The sequence below is a fragment of the Serratia sp. CY47444 genome, assembly GCF_052168635.1.
GTDB classification, from domain to species: domain Bacteria; phylum Pseudomonadota; class Gammaproteobacteria; order Enterobacterales; family Enterobacteriaceae; genus Serratia; species Serratia bockelmannii.
Window position 1 is genome coordinate 124,728 of record NZ_JBJNMH010000005.1, and the last position, 21,063, is coordinate 145,790.

The following is a 21,063-nucleotide window of genomic DNA, read 5'->3' on the forward strand; positions in this document are numbered from 1 at the left end:
TCACCGCGGCGCCAGGGCTGGTTCAATCACGCACGGGCGCTTATTGCGGCCACTTCATCTCGCCTTTCAGCACTTTCGCGCTCAGTTCCAGGCTCGACTCGTCTTTCAGCGTCGGGTAGTGTTTTTTCATCGCTTCAATCAGCGCGGCGGAATCCTTGGCTTTCGGCAGCTCGGCTTCCAGCGTGGTCAGGTATTTTTGGGTAAAGTGCACCGATGCCAGCGTTTGCGCTGCGCCCGGCAGGAAGTGGCCCGGCACGACGACCTGTGGCTTCAGTGCTTCGATGTTTTTCAGCGTCTGCTGCCAGTGCTGGCGCGATTCTACGCTCTGGTTGTCGGCGATCCACGGATGGATATTGTCACCGGCGACCGCGACACCGCCCACGACCGCTTTCAGCGCCGGGATCCACACGAAGGTGCGATCGGGGGTCGGGCCGTTCAGGCCTTTCACTTCCACTTTCTGGCCGTCGATGGTGAAGCTGTCGCCCTGCAGCGGCTGCGGCACGATCACGGTTTTCGGCGCGTTGTCTTTCAGGATCGGGCCCCAATAGGCGACTTTACCGTCTTTGGTGGCGTTGATGTCCTTGATGGTGCCTGGCGAAGCGATGATTTTCGCCTCCGGGAAGGCTGCCTTGATCACGTCCAGACCGAAATAGAAATCCGGGTCTGAGTGGCTGATATAAACGGTGGTCAGTTTCTTGCCGGTCGCCTTGATCTTTTTCACCAGCTCTTCGGCATCGTTACGCTGGAACTGAGCGTCGATCAGCGCCACTTCGTGTTTGCCGCTGACGATTTCGGAAGACACCGGGAACACGCTTTTCTCGCCCGGGTTATACACTTCCATGGTCAGGGTATCGGCAGCGGTGGCGTAAGTGCTCAGGGTGGCGACGCCGGTGAAGGCCAGAGTTAACAGTGATTTTTTAAACATGGGCAGAGGTCCTTAGGTATCAGTTAATGTTGTAATGATGTTAGGTTGCATAAAGCGATAGAAAAACCGGATAATAAGCAATTATTCGTTGCATAAATCGGACTAATCATGGATCGCATTACCGCCGCTGAGGTTTTTGTCACCATCGTCGATCGCGGCAGCATGATCGCCGCCGCGGAAACGCTGGAGATGTCGCGCGCGATGGTGACGCGCTACCTGGCGCAGATGGAGCAATGGGCCGGGGCGCGTTTACTGCACCGCACTACCCGTAAGCTTAGTCTGACCGACGCCGGGGAGCGTACTCTGGAACGTTGCCGGCAAATGCTGGCGCTGGCGGGGGAGATCGATCTGGTGGAGGAAGGGCAGAGCGACGAGCTGCGCGGCCTGCTGCGCATCACCTGTTCGCAGTCGCTCGGGCAAACGGCGCTGGTGGGGGCCGTCGCTCAGTATCTGAAACGTCACCCGCAGGTGGCGGTCGATCTGCAGATGAACAACCGGGCGGTGAACCTGGTGGAGGAGCGCATCGATCTGGCGCTGCGCATCACCAACGAACTGGATCCCAACCTGATCGCCCGGCCGCTGTCCACCTGCGCATCGGTGGTGTGCGCCGCGCCGGCATATCTGGCGGCGCACGGCACCCCGCGCCAGCCGCAGGATCTGGCGTTGCACAACTGCCTGACCTACTCCTATTTCGGCAAAAGCCTGTGGCACTTCGATGCTCAGGGCGTGAAATCGGCGGTGGCGGTCAGCGGCAACCTGAGCGCCAACGAATCGGTGGTGCTGATGGCCGGCACGGTGCAGGGGGCGGGCATTTCCATGCAACCCTATTATTCGGCGGCGCCGCTGCTGGCCAGCGGCGAACTGGTTGAGTTGCTGCCGGGTTATCGGCCGCAGTCGATGGGCATCTACGGCATCTATACCTCACGCCGCCAGATGCCCGCCACCTTGCGCACCATGCTGGACTTTCTGGTGGAGTGGTTCGCCACCGATCCGCAGTGGCAGGCGACGCTGCGCTGATACTTCGGCAATATTCCCACGCCGCTTTCAGCGCCTGACGGCGGCGGCCAGTCGGGCGGCAAAGGCGGCGGCCTGCTGATGAAGGTGGTCGATAAAGGCCGTCACCAGCGCCGACGAAGGGCGGTGCAGCGGCCGGATCAGGCTGACGGTGAACGGCACGTCGATGCTGAACGGCCGCACGTGCACACCGTTGCCGGCATAGTCGAGCGCCGTCAGCGGGTTGACGATCGACACCCCCACGCCGGCCCTCACCATGGCGCACACCGACGCCGCGCTGTGCGTTTCCATCACCATGCGGCGCTCGACGCCCTGTTCGCCGAACAGCGCATCCAGCAGGTGGCGATAGCTGTCGGTGCTCGACAGGCTGATAAAGTTCTGCCCGGCGAAGTCCTGCGGCGTCAGCCGATCTTTCACCAGCAGCGGGTGGCCCGTCGGCAGCACGCAGACTTCGTTCAACGTCATCAACGTCACCCGCTCGGTGCCCGCCGGCGTCAGGGTGGTTTCCGTCAGCCCGAGATCGTGACGCTGGGCAGACAGCCACTCTTCCAGCAGCGGCGACTCTTGCGGGATGACGCTGAAGCTGACTTCCGGGTAACGTTCGATAAAGGGCCGACACACCGCCGGCAGCAGCGATTGAGAAAATACCGGCAGGCACACGATCGACAGCTGCGCCTGCTGAAACTGGCGAATGCCGGCGGCGGCGTTGACGATGCGATCGAGGCCGTAATAGGAGCGCTGCACTTCTTCGAACAACCGTAGGCCCTGCACCGTGGGGGACAAGCGACCGCGCACCCGGTCGAACAGCTGCAGCCGGATCAGCTTCTCAAAGCGCGCCAGCTCGCGGCTGACGGTCGGTTGCGAGGTCTGCAGCAGGGCCGCCGCCTCGGTCAGGTTGCCGGTGGTCATCACCGCCCGAAAAATTTCGATCTGCCGCAAAGAGATGCTGTGCATGGTGAGGCCGCTCGATTAAGGGGAAAGCCATATCATAAATGAATAGACTATGGCTAAATAGATATTTTCCACCCGATTCAGCGTGCGGCACTATGGCTCTATCTGCCGTCATTTTCGAATTGGGAATATCGCCATGCCACGCCCGTTGCACGACACCTCCACCGCGTTGAACGCCGCTAACCTGTTGGCCTTGCCGCAGCGTTTCGGCTGCCCGGTCTGGGCCTATGATGCTGACATCATCAGCCAGCGCATCGCTCAGCTGCGCCATTTCGATACCGTCCGTTTCGCGCAGAAGGCCTGTTCGAACATTCATATTTTGCGCTTGATGCGTGAGCAGGGCGTGAAGGTGGATTCGGTGTCGCTGGGCGAGATTGAGCGGGCACTGCGGGCCGGTTTTCAGCCGGGCGGCGAACCGAGCGAGATCGTGTTTACTGCGGACGTGTTGGATCACGCCACGCTGGCGCGCGTCAGCGAATTGAAGATTCCGGTCAACGCCGGTTCCATCGACATGCTGGATCAGCTCGGCCAGGTTTCCGCAGGGCACCCGGTGTGGCTGCGCATTAACCCGGGGTTTGGCCACGGCCATAGCCAGAAAACCAACACCGGCGGCGAGAACAGCAAGCACGGTATCTGGTATGCCGACCTGCCGCAGGCGGTGGAGAAGATCCGCCGCTACGGCCTGAAGCTGATCGGCGTGCACATGCACATCGGTTCTGGCGTCGATTATCAGCATCTGGAGCGGGTCTGCGATGCGATGGTGCAGCAGGTGATCGATCTCGGTCATGACATCAGCGCCATTTCCGCCGGCGGCGGCCTGTCTATCCCGTATCAGTACGGCGAAGAGGCGATCGATACCGAACACTATTTCGGTTTGTGGAACCGGGCGCGTGAACGCATCGCCGCGCATCTGGGGCATCCGGTGCAGCTGGAGATTGAACCCGGGCGTTTCCTGATGGCTGAAGCAGGCGTCTTGGTGGCCGAGGTGCGGGCGGTGAAAGACATGGGCAGCCGCCACTTCGTGCTGGTGGACGCCGGTTTTAACGATCTGATGCGCCCGGCAATGTACGGCAGCTATCACCATATTTCACTGTTGCCGGCCGATGGGCGCGCTACCTCGGGGCAACCGCTGCGCGAAACGGTGATCGCCGGGCCGCTGTGCGAATCCGGCGACGTCTTCACCCAGCAGGCGGGCGGCGGCGTGGAAACCCGCGAACTGCCGCCGGTCCAGATCGGCGATTATCTGGTGTTTCACGACACCGGTGCCTACGGCGCGTCGATGTCCTCCAACTACAACAGCCGCCCGCTGTTGCCTGAAGTGCTGTTCGAAAACGGCGAGCCGCGTTTGATCCGCCGCCGCCAAACCATCGAAGAACTGATCGCGCTGGAACTTATCTGATCAGCGGGCGGGCGCCTGGCGCCCGCTTCACAGCGTCATGCGGCGGTGCTGGCCATTGGGCAATTGCACATCCAGCGACAGCGTGCCGCCCATCGCCTCGATATAGCGTTTGAGCGACGACAGCTTTATTTCGCTGCCGCGCTTTTCCAAATTGGCGACGGAGGGTTGGCTGATGCCGAGCCGCTTCGCCAATTCAACCTGAGAGACCGCCAGCTCTTCCCTCAGCATTGCCAGCCGCAGCTCGAAAATTTCCTTGTCCGCTTTTTGCCTGGCTGCGGCAACGACGGCGGGATCGAGTTTATCGATCAGTTGGGATAAAGGTTTGGCCATCTGCACTACCTCCGGGTTGCCAGATAATGTGAAAACTCCATGGCGGCGATGGGCAACATGCGCTGGTAAAAGCGTTGGTCGCCAGTTTTATCGCCGCCGCACAGCAATACCGCTTGCCGCTGTGGGTCAAAGGCGAAAAACCCTCTGAAAGGGCGCCCGCGATGTTGAACGCGCAGCTCCTTCAACTGCCGGGCCGCGTCGGAAAAATGCAGCGTATCGGCGTGCGGCCGCGCCAACTGCGGGCCGAACGTCTGTAATTTGAAGATCGCCGCCAGGATGCTGGTTTGCTGGGCGTTGTTCAGCGCTAAAAACCAGTCGTCGAACCGTTCGACGGTCACCACTTGCCACATGATGCGCTCAGAATATAGCTTTTATGCTATATAGTGTAAAGGTTATTGTTCGAACAATATGCACGAACGCAGGGAGCGGAAAAAATCCAAAAGCGGGAAATGCGGCGGGCTACGCAATATGAACGCATGGGTGACTGCTCACCCATGCAGCGATGTCATTACGGCTGTTCGTGCGCGTTGTTGAGGGTGGCGACCGAGTGGCGGCGCACCAGCGTCGGGCTGAACATGTTGGTGATTTCCGGCAGCGGTTGCCGGTTGGCCAGCGCCAGGGCCAGCTCTGCCGCCTGGGTGGCCATCGCGACGATAGGGTAGCGAATGGTGGTCAGGCGTGGGCGCAGGTAGCGCGAAATCAACACGTCGTCGAAACCGATCAGCGAAATTTCCCCCGGTACGTCGACGCTGTTATCGCTCAACACCGACAGCGCGCCGGCGGCCATCGGATCGTTATAGCAGGTAATGGCGGAGAACGAACGGCCGCGGCCGAGCAACTCGGTCATCGCCTGTTCGCCGCCGATCTCGTCCGGTTCGCCATAGGCGATCAGCTTTTCATCCACCGCGATACCGTGTTCCCGCAGCGCGTCGAGATAGCCCTGCAGCCGGTCGGTGGCGTCGGAAATCTGGTGAGTGGAGCAGATGATGGCGATGCGCTGGTGCCCTTGCTGGATCAGATGACGGGTCGCCAACCAGGCGCCGTAGCGATCGTCGAGCGCCACGCAGCGTGTTTCGAAGCCCGGCAGCGTGCGGTTGATCAGCACCATGCCCGGGATCTGTTGCATCCAGCCGCAAAGTTCCTGATCGCTCAGCCTTTTGGCGTGCACCACCAGCGCTTCGCAGCGGTGCCGCACCAGCTGTTCAATCGCCTGGCGCTCTTTTTCGGCGTCGTGGTAACCGTTGCCAATCAGCAGAAAATTGTGGGTGGCATAGGCCACCTGCTCGACCGCTTTGACCATTGCGCCGAAGAAGGGATCGGAAACGTCGGAGACGATCAGGCCCAGCGTCTCGGTGGATTGCTGCGCCAGCGCCCGTGCGTTGGCGTTAGGGTGATACTGCAGTTGTTCCATGGCGGCCAGCACCGCGGTGCGCGACCCTTCGCTGGCCTTGGGGGAATTGTTTATCACGCGGGATACCGTGGCCACGGAAACACCCGCCAGCCTGGCAACATCCTTTATCGTAGCCATATCAGTCAACACATCCTGGGTAATCGCTTACATCCCCCAGTTTTGCGGAAAAAAACCGGGGCTGCAAGCGGTCTCGTGCGCAACTTGTGGCGGCCGTTGCAGAATCTCTTCGAGTCTGTACGCATAACCATCGACGACCGAACGATAGCGCAATTTGTACGTTGGCACTGGCGCCGGGCTGAGGTAACGTCTGTACATTCCGATTTGCGCCGAGAATGCCATGTCCATTAAACGCTATCCGCAGCTCGCCCATTGGGGCGCTTATACCGCCGTGGTTGAAGACGGTCGGCTTATCCGTTGTGAACCCTTCGTCGACGATCCCGACCCTTCGCCGCTGCTCGATTCCATCGTCCCGATGGTCTACTCCGACAAACGCATCCGCAAGCCGGCGGTGCGCCGCTCGTGGCTGCAAAAGCGCGAGGGCAGCGACCGTACGCTGCGCGGCAGGGAAGATTTCGTTGAGGTGGGCTGGGAGTTAGCGCTCGATTTGGTGGCGCAAGAGAATCGCCGGGTGCGCGAGCGTTACGGCGCCTCCGGGTTGTTTACCGGCTCTTATGGCTGGTCGTCGGCCGGGCGGCTGCACCATGCCCGCTCGCTGGTGCGGCGGTTCTACTTCAGCGGCGGCGGCGGCGTCGATCAGCAGGGCAACTACAGCTGGGGCGCGGCGCAGTTCTTTCTGCCGTATGTGATCGGCACTTTCTCGCCCTTGACCGGGCGCGTCACCAGTTGGCCGAGCGTGGTGGAGCATTGCGAGCTGTTTGTGGCGTTTGGCGGGTTGGCGCTGAAAAACGCTCAGGTTTCTTCCGGCGGCGCGGCGGAACATGCGCTCAAACCCTGGCTGCAAAAGCTGGCGCATAAGGGCACGCCGGTGATCAACATTAGCCCGATGCGCGACGACTGCCCCGCGTTCGTCAACGCGGAATGGATCCCGATCCGGCCGAATACCGACGTGGCGCTGATGCTGGCGCTGGCTTATGAAATCCAGCGGCTGGGCGCGCAGGATGAAGCCTTCCTGCACAGCCACTGCGTGGGCTATCAACAGCTGGCGGATTACCTGAACGGCGCCGGTGACGGCGTGGCGAAAACCCCCGACTGGGCCAGCGCCATTACCGGCATTCCGGCGGCGCGTATTGCGCTGCTGGCGCGGCAACTGATCGGCGTGCGCAGTTTCATCACCTGCTCCTACTCCGTGCAACGCGCACATCGGGGGGAACAACCGTACTGGATGATGATCGCGCTGTCGGCGATGCTGGGCCAGGTGGGGCTGCCGGGCGGCGGCTTCTCGTTCGGCCACGGCTCGATGAACGGCGTCGGCAACCCGCGCGTGGATACCCCCGCGCCGACCATGCCGGTAGGAGAAAACCCGGCCGGGCTGGCGATCCCGGTGGCGCGCATCTGCGACATGCTGTTGCACCCCGGCGAAGCCTATCAATTTTGCGGCGAGACGCGGCATTATCCGGATATCCATTTGGTGCACTGGGCCGGCGGCAACCCGTTCCATCATCATCAGCAGTTGAATCGGCTGGTGGAGGGGTGGCAGAAGCCGGACACGGTGATCGTTCAAGATATCTGGTGGACGGCGGCGGCCAAAATGGCGGACATCGTGCTGCCGGTCACCAGTTCGCTGGAGCGTAACGACATCGGCGGCTCGTCGCGCGATCGCTACGTGTTGGCGATGCATCAGGCCATTGCGCCGCAGCATCAGGCGCGCAACGATTTCGATATTTTCGCCGATCTGGCGGAGCGTCTCGGCTATCGTGAGCGCTTTACCGAAAATCGCGACGAGCGGGCTTGGATCGAAGCTATCTACCGGCAATGCGGCGCAGCGCAGCAGCGCGCCGGCGTCGCCTGGCCCGAGTTTGAGGATTTCTGGCGCCGGGGCTATGTCGAACTGCCCGCGCCGGCCAAAGAGTTCGTCTTTTTTGAGGCGTTCCGCGCCGATCCGCAGGCTAACCCGCTGCAAACGTCCAGCGGCAAGATAGAGCTGTTCAGCGAGCGGATCGCCGGCTATCGCTACGAAGATTTCGCGCCGCATCCGCAGTGGCGGCCGCCGGTGGAGTGGCTGGGCGCGCCGCAGGCCAAAAACTGGCCGCTGCACCTGATCTCCATTCAACCGAGCGATCGCCTGCATAGCCAGATGGATCCGGCGCCGCTGGCGCAGGGCAACAAGACTGCCGGGCGCGAAACCTTGTACATGCATCCGGACGATGCGGCGCCGCGCGGCGTGGCGGACGGCGCCGAAGTGCTGGTTAGCAACGCACGCGGCAGCTGTCTGGCGGGGGTATCGCTCACCGATGGCGTGACGCGCGGCGTGGTGCTGATGGCGACCGGCGCCTGGTTCGAGCCGGGTTACGACGCGCAGCGCCGGCCGGTCGAGCAGGCGGGCAACCCGAACGTGCTGACGCTCGATATCGGCACCTCGCCGCTGACGCAGGGGCCGAACGCCATGAGCTGTCTGGTGGAGGTCAGCGCATTCACCGAACGTCGGGATCAAGATAGTTAGCGCTGACCAGCAATTGGGTCGACAGCGGGATGTTATCGCGTTGCTGTTGACGCAGTTGTGTCGCGGCCGCGGCGAAACTGGAGACTGTTAATGACAGTGTGAAGTGTTGCCCAACCTCGTTATCCGGTACAAGGATGTGTAATGCTTCCCGATCGACGGATAAACGATAGTTGGGTAGATGTCTTTGGCGTGGTTGCCCGGGGGCGAGTGAAAAGGAAAGGGGCTCACCATCATCGTTGCGTAATTCATCAACCGTGAGGCTGAGATAGCTAGAAGCATCGGTTGCGCCGCCTCCTTCTGCCAGGTTTCTATTCTCCCGCAGAGTGAACCCCTGCAACTGCACTGGCTCATCGCAAGTCAACCGATACTGCAATGGGGCGCTGTGCAGCAGAGTGGATTGCTGAGACAGTGTCCCAATATTGTGCTCCCCCAGATAAATGCTGTTTTGTGTGGTCGTTAGCGTGCAGTTAGCGTTAGCCCCAAAACTGATGGCTATGGCTGCCAACCCATAATAAATCACTTTCATGTGTTCTCCTGATATCGATGAACGTTTAGCGACACACGGCTTCGGAGTGGCTGATGCCGGCACGATTGCGGGAAGAGGTGTCGGCAGCAATTGCGAAATAACATGCCTGTCCCGACGAGTGTTTCATGCTGAAGCGTTGTGAAGACGCATCGTTCTTCGCGTGGTGCGCTTTCTGATGTTCAATGAAGGCTGCGCCCTGATCATTGGTAAAAGCGACCACTCGTTGTTGTTCATCCAAAATCATGCTGCCGATAGCGGGTTTTGTGCCGTCTGCATAGCTAATCTGGACAATGGCCCGCAATGTATTAATGGCACCGATATTGATACGTTTAACGCTGCCACGTGCCAGATTGATCTTGCGCACGCCGTTATCGATATCGGCGCCGGGGGGTAAGGTGCTGGTGTCTACGTTAATCAGACTTGGTTGATACTCACGCAGCCTTGGGATGACCGCCTTACCTTGCTTGCCATAGGTTTTCACCTTTCCGCCTGGCGTAGACACGCTGATTCCGGCGAGGCCCGGTATCGTCAAGACGCCGAAGGTATCGCCGATTTTCTGTGGTGAGAGCGTTAGCCCGCTGCTGTCTGCCACCAGGGAGCCAGAGGCACTGTAGTAAAATGCCTGCTGATTTTCTGACAGATGGCTATAGCTGCCGGAAAGCGTTGTGAACGGACTCAAATAGTTCACATTGCCTGAGTAGGTGCCGTTGTTGGATTGGGTGCCCTGTGTTGCATTGAGTCCATAAGCCAGATCGCCATTCAACGCTTGGCCGGAAAGCGAGTTGCTGATGCTACGATGTCTTCCGTTGCTTATCATATTGGCGCTATAACGTCGGTTTTTTCCCAGAGGCAATGAAAGGGTGGCGAACACCCTGGTATCGTTATCGCGAACCTCGCGGCTGCGCTCTTTTTCCAGGCTAACGCCAACGGTGGCTGCGCCAAATTGACGGTTCCAGAAGGCGTAGACTCGTTGATTTTGTTGCTTATCTCCCCCTTCAGCGCGTGTAACGCCTAAAGATAGATTTCCAATGTATTTATGGTGCCAGCCTAGGCCCAGGCTGTAGCTTTGACGTTGGTGTGAAGATGATGCGCCGTGCGATACAGGCCAATAAGTTCCTTCGCCGTCATCTTTACGTGGAGAACGAAGCTGTGTGGGCGAACGGTATCGCTCTGACTGGATGCTGTAACCGGCGTTCAGCTTAAGGTTTTTTATCAGGGGCAATGCACTATTCAGCTGCAGCTTGGTGCCCTTTCCACTTGGCGACTGCGCCACGTGGCTCAAGGCTGTAAAACGATAATCGCTATTGGCAACGCTATAACCGGCGGCGATGCCGCGATAATCGCGGCTGAGGAAACTTCCCCCTCTCACCTGGTGGTGGTTGAGCCATGGCAAAGAGAATGAGCCAGTGATGAAAGGCATTTCTGTACTTTTTTCCAGGCTGTGAGTGCGCCCGAGAGCAAGGGAGTAACTGCCCTGGCGGGGAGTAGCGCGTCCTGAGGTCGTCAGATAAGGGACGATGAATTGTTTGCGGCTACCGTTACTTTCCGTGACGGTGACGGACAAATCGACTGCGTCGAACTGCGCAGGGATATCGGTCAGGCGGAAAGTGCCCGGCTGCACCTGCGTAGCGTAAACTAATCTGCCATTCTGAAAAATCTCAACCTTGGCTTGGCTCTCGGCGATACCTTCGACTACCGGCACATCACTGCGTTGACTCAATGACAACGACGAGTCAGGCAGCCATTGCAGGCCATCTAAGGTAATGCCGCTGTAAAGCGAATCTGATAACGTCGCTCGTCCCAAACGCATCATGGCGTCGTGATCCGTCAATGTCCGCTGCAGATAACTATTATAAGGCGTGTACCCCTGATGTCGTTCTGACTTGTTATAGGTGCCATTATGGCGAAACAGCCAATTATTGCTGTTAAAGCCGGTTTCCAACGCCGCGTAATCACTGCTGTGATTTTGGCTGTCGAATCGGCTCGCGGTATAATTCAGCATCAGGGCATGGCCGCCAAATTCATAGTCCGCCGGTTGTCGACGGATATAGCGCTCGGGCAACAGCAAAATCAATTGATTATTACCGGTTTCATTGTCGATGCGGCTGCCTTGATAACATTGGCTCATCAGCATATCTGCCTGAGTGTTGAGCTTGCAGGGGTATAACCCTAGGCTTTCTACGAGTTCAGCGTCGTATTGCCATTCGCCTTGTTTGTCTATGTTGACTTCATGTCGTCCATGATTTTGTCCGTTGACGTTGATGAATAGCGCTTGTTTTCCTGCGGGGAATTTCGCTCCAGAGGAAAAGTAATCAGCAATCTCACTGGGTAATCCAAGTGCGCGCATCATTTCAATATCGTAGTCAGCCAGGCTGGTCGAGGCATAGCCTATAGGCAGACAAAACGCCAGCAGACGTAGCGGTATATGCAATTTCAAAGGCTGCCTCACTGGATTGGGGCAAGGTTGACCGTGATATCGGGTATGGCGCGCCCCGTGTTACTGATTGGCGTGAAGTGCAAACGGGAGGGGGGGCTGGTAAGCCTATCGCTCTTACGTGTACCGATCGTTTGCCCAGGCAGCAAATAAGGTTGTTCTAAAACAAACTGCTGGTTACTGGGTTGTACGGTGATGGAAGGGGCTAACCTGACAACGTAAGGGCTGAGATTTTTGACTTGTATAGAATGCCCATTTTGTTGCCAATGCAAGGTTTGCCAGGGAGATTTGTTTTCCGCCAGCGCGGAGGGCGTGGCGATAGCGACGACCCGATGCCGAGTATTCACCTTAAGCTGGTTGCTTTTTTCTCCCATATCGGGAATTTCCTGGAAATAGATATGGCGCATTTGCTGACGGGTTTTATCAAGTCCCGAGGGATCGGCAAGCATGACGCGTACCAGCTGAGATTTACCCGGATCAATACGCGCGGCTGGCGGAGAAAGAATGAATAAGGGATCTTCTCCTTGCTTGCTTAATACATTTTTAACAACGGATGAGAATAGCAACACAGGATAATTACCGATATTATCGACTCTTACCGTTGTCTCTCCTTTCTCTTGATTGACCAAAAGGCTTATTTTTTCCAGTTTAATGGTTGCTTGGCCATAAAATGGAGTAAGCAATATAAATATTGCGGTGAGATAATGGATGAGACCTTTCATTTTATTTCCTGAATAGCGGAGAATAACGAACTCTAGTCAAAGGACGTTAAGGTATTTTGCCAAACAAAGAGGCTGAAATAAGTGGGGACAGCGAAGTGTCCCCACCTGGTGATTACAGGTAGTGAACCGAAAGATTCACAGAAGCTTGCAATGCAATGCTGTCTTGCATTTGGATGCTTTTATCATCAATGTAGCTAAGCGGGGTAAGGAATGAACGGTAGTTGAATGTGCCGCTCAGGTTCTGACCGATCGCCATGTTGTCGTAATTAGCATCTGATGTGACCGCAAAGCGATTACCTGAGGCAACAGAGAAAATAGCCTGTTCGTGATCTGCACCGTCAGTTACATTGGTCAAATCAAAAATATCATCGCCTTCAGGAATCAGCGCCGCACGCACGGTTTCACCATCCATAGCGATATCTGACAGTGCAAGGCCCAGCACGGCGATATCTTTATTGCTGGCGTCTTTTGCCAGCGATGCGGTGAAGCTTCTGTCCATATATTGATAATCGGCATCGCCGCTGGCGCTGGTAACTTCAATGCCCATGCTGGTCGGTGCCGTGCAGTTTACGGTGAACGGGATGCTGCCCATGCCGTTGCCTTCCAACTGGACAGGATTTACTTTATCAAAAGCTTCGCTGGAATGGCGGCCAAGATCAATGCTATTGGTGTTGGCAGCAATACTGCAGCTGGTGTTATTGTAAATTTCTCCGGAGAAATCTACAGACGTACTGGCTGTTTTTGCGGCCAGTACGCTCGTGCACGACAGAGGTAGCAGGGCTAAAAATAAATATTTCTTCATTCAGGTTTCCTTCTGAGAATATGCCACTAAATAAATAAAAGTCGTATTGCTTGAAAATATAAAGCAAGGATGTCGCAATTTTTTACTAGCGATTCAATGCAGGGTTATTTTATTTTTCAATCTCAATTCTTGCAATATTCTGCTAAAAATTTACATCAAAATAGATTTATATTCTGATTGATTGGTTTTTATTATTCAATTTTAATTATTAATTCTGTTTGGTTGTTAGTGCATAGGTTTTATTGCTTGCAGTTTTTTTAATTATTAATAATTAATTATCCTCGGCACGCACTTTTGCCGTGAGATCACGATAACAGCAAGGTCTGGAGGTGGCTTTGTTGTTAGCTGGCGCTTTTTGACTTTGTCTTTTTATTGTTGCCGTGCTTGAAAAGCAAGAAAACGCATTGCATACGTTGATCAAAATGACACGTTGGATATCACGTCTAACTTGGCTCTTGCGTTTGAGAATAGTTTTCGTAATTGATCTCTTTAGCGTGGATGATACAAGAGGGATTAAAGGATCTGCTTCAGTCTCGATTAGGCCGAACCCTCATGTGCTGCACTTACCTGCATATGCGCATGGTCTTTTTGCTCCCCTCACTCGCTTCCTGCGGATGACGCATCATTATTGATCTTTCCGTCGTGAGGATTATTTAAGTTTCATTGAGTTATTACAATAGAACGCGGGAAATTTACAGCTGGTTGCATTTGGAGCAGAACTCTTGCGATTCGGCGGTAGTTTCCTGCACGACATCTCTCTAGAGTAGGTGATCCCAGAGGTATTGATTGGTGAGAAATCAGCATACTCTGTATGTTGAAGCCATTTTCAATTGCACCAACCTACGCGGATGCGTAGGTTTTTTTTTGCCTGCCATATAGTATTCTTTTCCCTACAACGATTTACGCCTCCATGGCCAAGGGAGAAGGGCATGATCTTTTCACTGCTGCGCGCGCTGTTTCGCCTGTTGTTTCGGGTTCGGGTCGAAGGGGACGTCCAGCACTTCGAACGGCAAAAATTACTGATTACGCCGAACCACGTCTCTTTCCTCGACGGCGTGCTGTTGGCGCTATTCCTGCCGATAAAACCGGTGTTTGCGGTTTACGCCAGCATCGGCGAGAGCTGGTTTATGCGCTGGCTGCGGCCTTACATCGATTTTGTCTCGCTCGATCCTACCAAGCCGATGGCCATCAAGCAGCTGGTGCGGATGGTCGAACAGGGACGGCCGATCGTTGTGTTCCCTGAAGGGCGCATCACCGTGACCGGCGCGCTGATGAAAATCTACGACGGCGCGGCGTTTATCGCCGCTAAATCGGGCGCCACCGTGGTGCCGGTGCGGATCGACGGCCCCGAATTCAGCCCGTTCGGCCGTATGGCTGGGGTGTTCAAGATCCGCTGGTTCCCGCAAATCAACATTCGCATCTTGCCGCCGACCACGCTGCCGATGCCGGAGGCGCCGCGTGCGCGCGATCGCCGGGCGTTGGCGGGCGATCGGCTGATGCAGATTATGATGCGGGCGCGGATGGACACGCGCGAACCGCAGACGCTGTTCCATGCCTTGCTGGCGGCGCAGCACCGCTATGGGCGCCGAAAACCGTGTATCGAAGACATCACTTTCAAAGAAGACAGCTACCAGACGCTGATCAAAAAATCGCTGGGTGTCAGCCGCATTCTGCAACGCTTTACCGCCGAAGGGGAACACGTCGGGCTGCTGTTGCCGAACGCCACTATCACCGCGGCGGCGATCTTCGGCGCTTCGCTGCGCAATCGCATTCCGGCGATGCTCAACTACACCGCCGGCGCCAAGGGCCTGAACAGCGCGATGACGGCCGCCGGTATCAAGACCATCGTCACCTCGCGCCAGTTTCTGGAGAAGGGCAAGCTGACCCACCTGCCGGAACAGGTGCCGCAGGCTAACTGGGTATATCTGGAAGATCTGAAAGACACTGTCACGCTGGCGGATAAGCTGTGGATCCTGCGTCACTTGCTGCAGCCGCAACGCGCGGCGTTGCCGCAACGCCCGGAGGACGCGGCGCTGATCCTGTTCACGTCTGGATCTGAAGGCCACCCCAAGGGCGTGGTGCATTCGCACGCCAGTCTGCTGGCCAACGTAGAACAAATCCGCACCATCGCCGATTTCACGCCGCGCGACCGCTTCATGTCGTCGCTGCCGCTGTTCCACTCGTTCGGCCTGACGGTGGGGCTGCTGACGCCGCTGATCACCGGCAGCCGCATTTTCCTCTACCCCAGCCCGCTGCACTATCGCGTGGTGCCGGAGCTGGTGTATGACCGTAACTGCACGGTGCTGTTCGGCACGGCGACCTTCCTTAACAACTATGCGCGCTTCGCGCATCCGTATGATTTTGCCCGCCTGCGCTATGTCGTGGCCGGCGCGGAGAAACTGGCGGACAGCACCAAACAGATCTATCAGGACAAATACGGCATCCGCATTCTGGAAGGCTATGGCGTGACCGAGTGCGCGCCGGTGGTCTCGATCAATGTGCCGCTGGCGACCAAGGTGGGCACCGTCGGCCGCATCATGCCGCAGATGGAGGCGCGCCTGATCGCGGTGCCGGGTATTGATAACGGGGGCCGTCTGCAGCTGAGGGGGCCGAATATCATGAAAGGCTATCTGCGGGTTGAGCGCCCCGGCGAACTGGAGCCGCCGGCGGCGGAAGATGCGAATGGTGTACTGCAGCCGGGCTGGTATGACACCGGTGATATCGTCAGCCTGGATGAGCAGGGTTACTGCACCATTCGCGGCCGCGTGAAACGCTTCGCCAAGCTGGCGGGTGAGATGGTGTCGCTGGAGAGCGTCGAACTGCTGGCGCAACGGCTGTCGCCGGAAAAACTGCATGCCGCCACGGTCAAAGGCGACAGCAGCAAGGGGGAGGCGTTGGTGCTGTTCACCACCGATCCCGCTATTACCCGCGAGGCATTGCTGCGGGTGGCGCGCGAACTGGGCAGCCCGGAGCTGGCGGTGCCGCGCGATATTCGCCTGCTGAAAACGCTGCCGGTGCTCGGCAGCGGCAAACCCGATTTCGTCACCCTGCGTCATATGGCCGAACAGCCGGAGAGTGCCTGATGAATCCTTCGACCGAGTCCCCTTTGTTGTCACGCGGCATGATCGCGGTGATCAGCGCACAGTTCCTCTCGGCGTTCGGCGACAATGCGTTGCTGTTCGCCACGCTGGCGTTGATCAAGCAGCAGCTGTATCCAGACTGGAGCCAGCCGATCCTGCAGATGGCCTTTGTCGCCACCTATATCATTCTGGCTCCATTCGTCGGGCAGATCGCCGACAGCTTTGCCAAAGGGCGGGTGATGATGTTCGCCAACGCCCTAAAATTGGCGGGAGCGTTGGTGATCTGTTTTGGGGGGGACCCGTTCCTGGGTTACAGCCTGGTCGGCGTGGGGGCCGCCGCATATTCACCGGCCAAATACGGCATTCTGGGCGAGATCACCAGCGGCGAGAAACTGGTCAAGGCTAACGGCCTGATCGAGGCCTCGACCATCGCGGCCATTCTGACCGGTTCGGTGGCCGGCGGTATTCTGGCGGACTGGCATGTGGTCGCGGCGCTGGCGGCCTGCGCCTTGGTTTACGCGGGGGCCGTGGTCGCCAACCTGTATATTCCGCGTCTGGCGGCGGCGCGCCCGGGGGCTTCATGGCGGCCGCGGGCCATGACGAACAGTTTCTTTACCGCCTGCGTTACGCTGTGGCGCGATGGGCAGACGCGTTTCTCCCTGATCGGCACCAGCCTGTTTTGGGGGGCCGGCGTGACGCTGCGTTTTCTGCTGGTGCTATGGGTGCCGGTGGCGCTGGGTATCGCCGATAACGCCACGCCGACGCTGCTGAACGCCATGGTGGCCGTCGGCATCGTGGTGGGCGCGGGTGCCGCCGCGCGCTTCGTCACGCTGAAGACGGTGAAACGCTGTATGCCGGCCGGGATCCTGATCGGCGTCGCGGTCGCGGTATTTGCGCTGCAAACGACCATGCTCAATGCCTACGTCTTGCTGGCGATCATCGGCATGCTGGGAGGCTTCTTCGTCGTACCGCTCAATGCGTTGCTGCAGGAGCGGGGCAAACATTCGGTCGGCGCCGGCAATGCGATCGCGGTGCAAAACCTGGGTGAAAACGCCGCCATGTTGCTGATGCTGGGCCTGTATTCTTTGGTCGTGAAGCTGGGCGTGCCGGTAGTGGGCGTCGGCGTAGGGTTTGGCGTGGTGTTTGCGCTGGCGATTTGCGCGTTGTGGTGGTCGCAGCGGCGGTGAAACGGGGCGCAGCCTGGCTGCGCCCTCAGGGTATTAAGGTGCCGGAATGGTAAACCGGGTGTGGATTTCTTCGAGCGCCTGCAGCACGTCCTCATCCAGAATCACGTCGAGGCTGTCGAGGTTGATTTTCAACTGCTCCACCGAGGTGGCGCCCAACAGGGTGCTGGCGACGAACGGCTGCTGACGCACGAAGGCCAGCGCCATCTGCGAAGGGTCCAGCCCGTGTTTTTTGGCCAGCGCCACGTATTCGGCGATCGCCAGCTGGGTTTGCTGCCCTGAATAACGGTTGAAGCGGGTGAACAGCGTATTGCGCGCACCGGCCGGTTTAGCGCCGTTGAGGTATTTACCGCTCAGCGTACCGAACGCCAGGCTGGAATAGGCTAGCAGTTCTACCCCTTCGTGCTGGCTGATCTCGGCCAGGCCAATCTCAAAGCTGCGGTTCAGCAGGCTGTACGGGTTTTGGATCGACACGATGCGCGGTAGTTCGTGTTTCTCCGCCAGCTGCAGATAGCGCATCACGCCCCAGGGCGTTTCGTTGGAAACCCCGATATAGCGAATTTTACCGGCGCGCACCTGCTCGGTCAGCGCCTCCAGCGTTTCCAACAGCGTGACCGTAGCTTTGTCGTCGGTGTATTGATAGTTGAGTTTGCCAAAGCAGTTGGTGGCGCGCTGCGGCCAGTGCAATTGGTAAAGATCGAGATAATCGGTATTCAGCCGCTTGAGGCTGGCGTCCAGCGCGGCGCGGATGTTTTTGCGATCCAGCGCCTGCTGCGGGCGGATACTGCTGTCGGTGCCGCGCACCGGGCCCGAGACTTTGCTGGCCAGGACGATTTTTTCGCGATTGCCGCGCGCTTTGATCCAACTGCCGATATAGCTTTCGGTCAGGCCCTGGGTTTCCGGGCGGGGCGGTACCGGGTACAGTTCGGCGGTGTCTATCAGGTTCACGCCTGCGGCCAATGCATAGTCCAGTTGCGCATGGGCGTCGGCTTCGCTGTTCTGTTCGCCAAAGGTCATGGTGCCCAGTCCCAGCACGCTCACTTCTAAAGAACTGTGGGGAATACGGTGGTATTGCATTAACGGCCTTCCTTTCTTGTTAGCGCTGACGGGCCGTGCGGCCCGGTGAAACAGGAGCCCAATTCAGAAGACGGCGCAAAGTCCGTCGGGCGGCGATGTCGCCTTTCCTGACTATAACCAAGCGGTGAAGATGGGGGAAGCGGATTCCGTGCGGACACGAATGAGGGCTACCGCGCTCGAGCGGGCGATAGCCGGCGCGCGGTGATTAGCGTTCGATAACCTGGGAAACCTGATCGCCGTTGATCTGGCGGTGGTTGCCTTTCTCATCTTTATAACTGATGAGTCCGGTGTCTGTGTCGATCTCTGGTTTGCCTTGCGTCAGGATCATGTTGCCGTCTTTGGTCGCCATGACGTAGTCGCTGGAACATCCCGCCAAACCGGCGGCCATCACCAGCGCAGACACTGCCATTACCCACTTTTTCATCCTGCGGATCCTCGATTATGCAGAAAACAATGTTCTTTCAAGATTAGCAAACTCTTGGCCGGGGGCGTCTCAGATAAGTCTTTATCTGATAAGAAAAAGTGAAATGAGGGGGCAACGAAACGGCGGAAGCCGCCTATGGCGGCCTCCGCGTAGGGTTATTCCGGCGAACGGTTTTTCTTGCTGCGCATCAGATTGAGCGCCTCTACCGACATGGAGAAGAACATGGCGAAGTAGATGTAGCCTTTCGGCACGTGCACCTGGAAGCTTTCCAGCATCAGCGTGAAGCCCACCAGGATCAGGAACGCCAGCGCCAGCATTTTTACCGACGGATGGCGATTGACGAATTCGCCGATCGGCCGGGCGGCGAACATCATCACGCCGACGGCGATCACCACCGCCGCCATCATGATGAACAGATGGTCGGAGAGGCCCACGGCGGTAATCACCGAGTCCAGACTGAAGATGATATCCAACAGCATGATTTGCACGATCGCGCCGAAGAAGCTGTGCACCTTGGTGTGGTGCTCTTCTTCCGACCCCTCGATGGTTTCGTGGATCTCTTTGCTGGCTTTCCAGATCAGGAACAATCCCCCCAGCAGCAGGATCAAATCGCGGGCGGAAATAGAGTGATCCAGCACGGTGAACAGCGGGTGCGTCAAGCGGATCACCCAGGCTATGGAGGCCAACAGCGCCAGACGCATAATCATGGCGGCGGCCAGCCCGAGCCGGCGAGCTTTGTTCTGTTGCGCTTTGGGCAGCTTGGCCACCACCAGCGACAGAAAAATGATGTTATCAATACCCAGTACGATCTCAAGAATGGTTAGCGTACCTAACGCTAACCAGGCATTGGGATCCATAATCCATTCGAACATTGCCCGACACACCTTAATACTAAATAAATGCAAAGTGTGAATTATACGCGTTTATCGCGGCGCTGACAGGGCTAGCTAAACCAGAGTTAAACGAAATCGCTTAGATTGAGAAATGTCTTGCCAGCAGCGCGCCGGTAAAACCCTTTTTCAGATAGAAACCGCGCGGCAGCGTCATGATAGGTTGCCCCTGTTCGCCGATGGCTTCGGTGAGCGCCTTGTTGTTGGCCGCTTTGGGGCGCAGTTGCAGCACTTCGCCGTGGCGCGCGGTGATGCGTTCTACGTGACCGAGCACGATCAGATCCATCAGTTCTTCCCAATCGCGGCGCAACCTCTCTTCTTCTGCCGCGCTCGGGCTCCACAGCAGCGGCGAGCCGACGCGGCGTTCGGCCAGCGGGATCTGCCGTTCGCCTTCTACCGGTATCCATAACACGCGCGCCAACTTGTGGCGAACGTGGCTGCTGGCCCAGGTGACGCCGCTGTTGCCGGTGAGCGGGGCGACGCAGACAAAAGTGGTTTCCAGCGGTTTGCCGGCGGCGTCGACAGGAATGGTTTTCAGCTCAATGCCCAGTTCGGGAAAGTCCTGCTCCGGTTTGCTGCCGGCCATGGCGCCGAGGTACAGCTCCAGCAGCATGCCCACCCAGCCCTTATCGCGTTTCAGATCCTTGGGGATCGGCAACTGCGCGCGGGCGGCCAGCTCGCCAAAGCTGGCGCCGGCCAGCGCCTGAGCGCGCTCGAACAGCTGCCGTTCATTTTCCGGCGGGGGCGGCAAAGGGGATAAAAATGCCATAAATCAAGCCTGTCGAATTTGGTTGAAAAATGTACTGCAATTATACACGGCGAGCGATAACCGCTGTCGCCTGGGGAAAAGAATAATAGTAGCATGATTTTACATGACTTTTTTTCTTTCCTTACGTGGTCGACAATACACTCACGGGGCTTGTTCACCTGAAGCCACCGACAATAAACAGGATCTTACACCTATTTATCCACAGATTTATGGGATAACCCAAATTTTTGCCGATCACTGGTTCAATTTACAGCCTTGACTCAGGCAGTTTTTTACGAATTTGTCCGTTTTGTGCGTAACTTGCCCGCATAATCTGTGGATAAAAACGGCGTTGGTGGATCTTTCGCCAGGGTAAGATCCTTACCGTGCATAGATCACATTTTTGACCTGTTCATCATTGCGTGTTGTTGGTTAATCATATGTTTTTAAAGTAAATTTGTGTTTTTCGGTATGAGGGGAGATTTGAGGGGGTGAGAGTTTTACCGGCTTATCCCTCGAGTTCTGC

18 protein-coding genes are annotated in these 21,063 nt (G+C 57.5%); 5 read left to right on the forward strand and 13 right to left on the reverse strand.

Translation table 11 applies throughout. The features are described 5' to 3' along the window. Nucleotides 1-40: 40 nt before the first annotated feature. Nucleotides 41-925, reverse strand: a complete 885-nt coding sequence (locus ACJ8IL_RS09955; protein ID WP_025304082.1) for an MBL fold metallo-hydrolase — start codon at nucleotides 923-925, stop codon at nucleotides 41-43. A 108-nt stretch (nucleotides 926-1,033) separates the two neighbouring features. Here ACJ8IL_RS09955 and ACJ8IL_RS09960 point away from each other — a divergent pair, with 108 nt between their 5' ends. Continuing rightward, nucleotides 1,034-1,942, forward strand: a complete 909-nt coding sequence (locus tag ACJ8IL_RS09960; RefSeq protein WP_049206124.1) for a LysR family transcriptional regulator — start codon at nucleotides 1,034-1,036, stop codon at nucleotides 1,940-1,942. A gap of 27 nt (nucleotides 1,943-1,969) precedes the next feature. On the opposite strand, the gene ACJ8IL_RS09965 is transcribed toward ACJ8IL_RS09960, so the two are convergent. Then, nucleotides 1,970-2,893 (reverse strand): LysR family transcriptional regulator, encoded by a 924-nt coding sequence (locus tag ACJ8IL_RS09965; protein ID WP_060422988.1) that lies wholly within the window; start codon nucleotides 2,891-2,893, stop codon nucleotides 1,970-1,972. A 133-nt stretch (nucleotides 2,894-3,026) separates the two neighbouring features. Between ACJ8IL_RS09965 and lysA the strand changes: the two genes are divergently transcribed. Next, complete coding sequence (gene lysA, locus ACJ8IL_RS09970) at nucleotides 3,027-4,289, forward strand: diaminopimelate decarboxylase (protein ID WP_141998881.1); 1,263 nt, start codon at nucleotides 3,027-3,029, stop codon at nucleotides 4,287-4,289. Nucleotides 4,290-4,316: 27 nt separating this feature from the next. On the opposite strand, the gene ACJ8IL_RS09975 is transcribed toward lysA, so the two are convergent. The 3 genes from ACJ8IL_RS09975 to galR form a co-directional block, all read right to left on the reverse strand. Further along, nucleotides 4,317-4,619, reverse strand: a complete 303-nt coding sequence (locus ACJ8IL_RS09975) for a helix-turn-helix domain-containing protein (RefSeq protein WP_025304078.1) — start codon at nucleotides 4,617-4,619, stop codon at nucleotides 4,317-4,319. Nucleotides 4,620-4,624: 5 nt separating this feature from the next. Then, on the reverse strand, nucleotides 4,625-4,969 hold the full coding sequence (locus ACJ8IL_RS09980; RefSeq protein WP_147823276.1) for a type II toxin-antitoxin system RelE/ParE family toxin: 345 nt from the start codon (nucleotides 4,967-4,969) through the stop codon (nucleotides 4,625-4,627). Nucleotides 4,970-5,127: 158 nt separating this feature from the next. After that, entirely contained in the window at nucleotides 5,128-6,147 is a 1,020-nt protein-coding gene (gene galR, locus ACJ8IL_RS09985; protein ID WP_028127674.1) for an HTH-type transcriptional regulator GalR, read from the reverse strand. Between the two features lie 220 nt (nucleotides 6,148-6,367). On the opposite strand from galR, the gene ACJ8IL_RS09990 reads away from it, so the two are divergent. Next, nucleotides 6,368-8,650, forward strand: coding sequence for a molybdopterin guanine dinucleotide-containing S/N-oxide reductase (locus ACJ8IL_RS09990; protein WP_442516518.1), 2,283 nt, complete (start codon nucleotides 6,368-6,370; stop codon nucleotides 8,648-8,650). On the opposite strand, the gene ACJ8IL_RS09995 is transcribed toward ACJ8IL_RS09990, so the two are convergent. From ACJ8IL_RS09995 to ACJ8IL_RS10010, 4 genes are all read right to left on the reverse strand, one after another. Next, complete coding sequence (locus tag ACJ8IL_RS09995) at nucleotides 8,622-9,176, reverse strand: hypothetical protein (RefSeq protein ID WP_025304075.1); 555 nt, start codon at nucleotides 9,174-9,176, stop codon at nucleotides 8,622-8,624. The genes ACJ8IL_RS09990 and ACJ8IL_RS09995 overlap by 29 nt on opposite strands. Before the next feature lie 25 nt (nucleotides 9,177-9,201). Next, nucleotides 9,202-11,613 (reverse strand): fimbria/pilus outer membrane usher protein, encoded by a 2,412-nt coding sequence (locus ACJ8IL_RS10000; protein ID WP_141998880.1) that lies wholly within the window; start codon nucleotides 11,611-11,613, stop codon nucleotides 9,202-9,204. An 8-nt stretch (nucleotides 11,614-11,621) separates the two neighbouring features. Next, nucleotides 11,622-12,332 (reverse strand): fimbria/pilus periplasmic chaperone, encoded by a 711-nt coding sequence (locus ACJ8IL_RS10005; protein WP_141998878.1) that lies wholly within the window; start codon nucleotides 12,330-12,332, stop codon nucleotides 11,622-11,624. 112 nt (nucleotides 12,333-12,444) lie between these two features. Then, on the reverse strand, nucleotides 12,445-13,134 hold the full coding sequence (locus tag ACJ8IL_RS10010) for a hypothetical protein (RefSeq protein WP_141998876.1): 690 nt from the start codon (nucleotides 13,132-13,134) through the stop codon (nucleotides 12,445-12,447). Between the two features lie 929 nt (nucleotides 13,135-14,063). On the opposite strand from ACJ8IL_RS10010, the gene aas reads away from it, so the two are divergent. Both aas and lplT read left to right on the forward strand, forming a co-directional pair. Then, nucleotides 14,064-16,217 (forward strand): bifunctional acyl-ACP--phospholipid O-acyltransferase/long-chain-fatty-acid--ACP ligase, encoded by a 2,154-nt coding sequence (gene aas, locus ACJ8IL_RS10015; RefSeq protein ID WP_173888477.1) that lies wholly within the window; start codon nucleotides 14,064-14,066, stop codon nucleotides 16,215-16,217. After that, the gene (gene lplT / locus ACJ8IL_RS10020; RefSeq protein ID WP_404758735.1) at nucleotides 16,217-17,401 is read left to right on the forward strand and encodes a lysophospholipid transporter LplT; all 1,185 of its coding nucleotides are present in this window, start codon (nucleotides 16,217-16,219) and stop codon (nucleotides 17,399-17,401) included. Before aas ends, lplT begins: the two co-directional genes overlap by 1 nt. Nucleotides 17,402-17,434: 33 nt before the next feature. Here lplT and ACJ8IL_RS10025 read toward each other — a convergent pair whose 3' ends face one another. The 4 genes from ACJ8IL_RS10025 to mutH all read right to left on the reverse strand — a co-directional run bounded on the left by ACJ8IL_RS10025 (nucleotide 17,435) and on the right by mutH (nucleotide 20,558). Further along, nucleotides 17,435-18,475, reverse strand: a complete 1,041-nt coding sequence (locus ACJ8IL_RS10025) for an NADP(H)-dependent aldo-keto reductase (protein WP_060435062.1) — start codon at nucleotides 18,473-18,475, stop codon at nucleotides 17,435-17,437. Between the two features lie 205 nt (nucleotides 18,476-18,680). Continuing rightward, nucleotides 18,681-18,899: a YgdI/YgdR family lipoprotein gene (locus ACJ8IL_RS10030; protein ID WP_016929923.1), complete on the reverse strand. Its 219-nt coding sequence runs from the start codon at nucleotides 18,897-18,899 to the stop codon at nucleotides 18,681-18,683. Nucleotides 18,900-19,054: 155 nt separating this feature from the next. Continuing rightward, nucleotides 19,055-19,771, reverse strand: coding sequence for a TerC family protein (locus ACJ8IL_RS10035; protein WP_025304068.1), 717 nt, complete (start codon nucleotides 19,769-19,771; stop codon nucleotides 19,055-19,057). 100 nt (nucleotides 19,772-19,871) lie between these two features. Next, nucleotides 19,872-20,558 (reverse strand): DNA mismatch repair endonuclease MutH, encoded by a 687-nt coding sequence (mutH, locus tag ACJ8IL_RS10040; RefSeq protein ID WP_149570136.1) that lies wholly within the window; start codon nucleotides 20,556-20,558, stop codon nucleotides 19,872-19,874. Between the last annotated feature and the right edge of the window lie 505 nt (nucleotides 20,559-21,063).

Coding starts and splice junctions, on each gene's coding strand:
- ACJ8IL_RS09955 (WP_025304082.1), bottom strand. CDS start 925: ATGTTTAAAAAATCACTGTTAACTCTGGCCTTCACCGGCGTCGCCACC.
- ACJ8IL_RS09960 (WP_049206124.1), top strand. CDS start 1,034: ATGGATCGCATTACCGCCGCTGAGGTTTTTGTCACCATCGTCGATCGC.
- ACJ8IL_RS09965 (WP_060422988.1), bottom strand. CDS start 2,893: ATGCACAGCATCTCTTTGCGGCAGATCGAAATTTTTCGGGCGGTGATG.
- lysA (WP_141998881.1), top strand. CDS start 3,027: ATGCCACGCCCGTTGCACGACACCTCCACCGCGTTGAACGCCGCTAAC.
- ACJ8IL_RS09975 (WP_025304078.1), bottom strand. CDS start 4,619: ATGGCCAAACCTTTATCCCAACTGATCGATAAACTCGATCCCGCCGTC.
- ACJ8IL_RS09980 (WP_147823276.1), bottom strand. CDS start 4,969: ATGTGGCAAGTGGTGACCGTCGAACGGTTCGACGACTGGTTTTTAGCG.
- galR (WP_028127674.1), bottom strand. CDS start 6,147: ATGGCTACGATAAAGGATGTTGCCAGGCTGGCGGGTGTTTCCGTGGCC.
- ACJ8IL_RS09990 (WP_442516518.1), top strand. CDS start 6,368: ATGTCCATTAAACGCTATCCGCAGCTCGCCCATTGGGGCGCTTATACC.
- ACJ8IL_RS09995 (WP_025304075.1), bottom strand. CDS start 9,176: ATGAAAGTGATTTATTATGGGTTGGCAGCCATAGCCATCAGTTTTGGG.
- ACJ8IL_RS10005 (WP_141998878.1), bottom strand. CDS start 12,332: ATGAAAGGTCTCATCCATTATCTCACCGCAATATTTATATTGCTTACT.
- ACJ8IL_RS10010 (WP_141998876.1), bottom strand. CDS start 13,134: ATGAAGAAATATTTATTTTTAGCCCTGCTACCTCTGTCGTGCACGAGC.
- aas (WP_173888477.1), top strand. CDS start 14,064: ATGATCTTTTCACTGCTGCGCGCGCTGTTTCGCCTGTTGTTTCGGGTT.
- lplT (WP_404758735.1), top strand. CDS start 16,217: ATGAATCCTTCGACCGAGTCCCCTTTGTTGTCACGCGGCATGATCGCG.
- ACJ8IL_RS10025 (WP_060435062.1), bottom strand. CDS start 18,475: ATGCAATACCACCGTATTCCCCACAGTTCTTTAGAAGTGAGCGTGCTG.
- ACJ8IL_RS10030 (WP_016929923.1), bottom strand. CDS start 18,899: ATGAAAAAGTGGGTAATGGCAGTGTCTGCGCTGGTGATGGCCGCCGGT.
- ACJ8IL_RS10035 (WP_025304068.1), bottom strand. CDS start 19,771: ATGTTCGAATGGATTATGGATCCCAATGCCTGGTTAGCGTTAGGTACG.
- mutH (WP_149570136.1), bottom strand. CDS start 20,558: ATGGCATTTTTATCCCCTTTGCCGCCCCCGCCGGAAAATGAACGGCAG.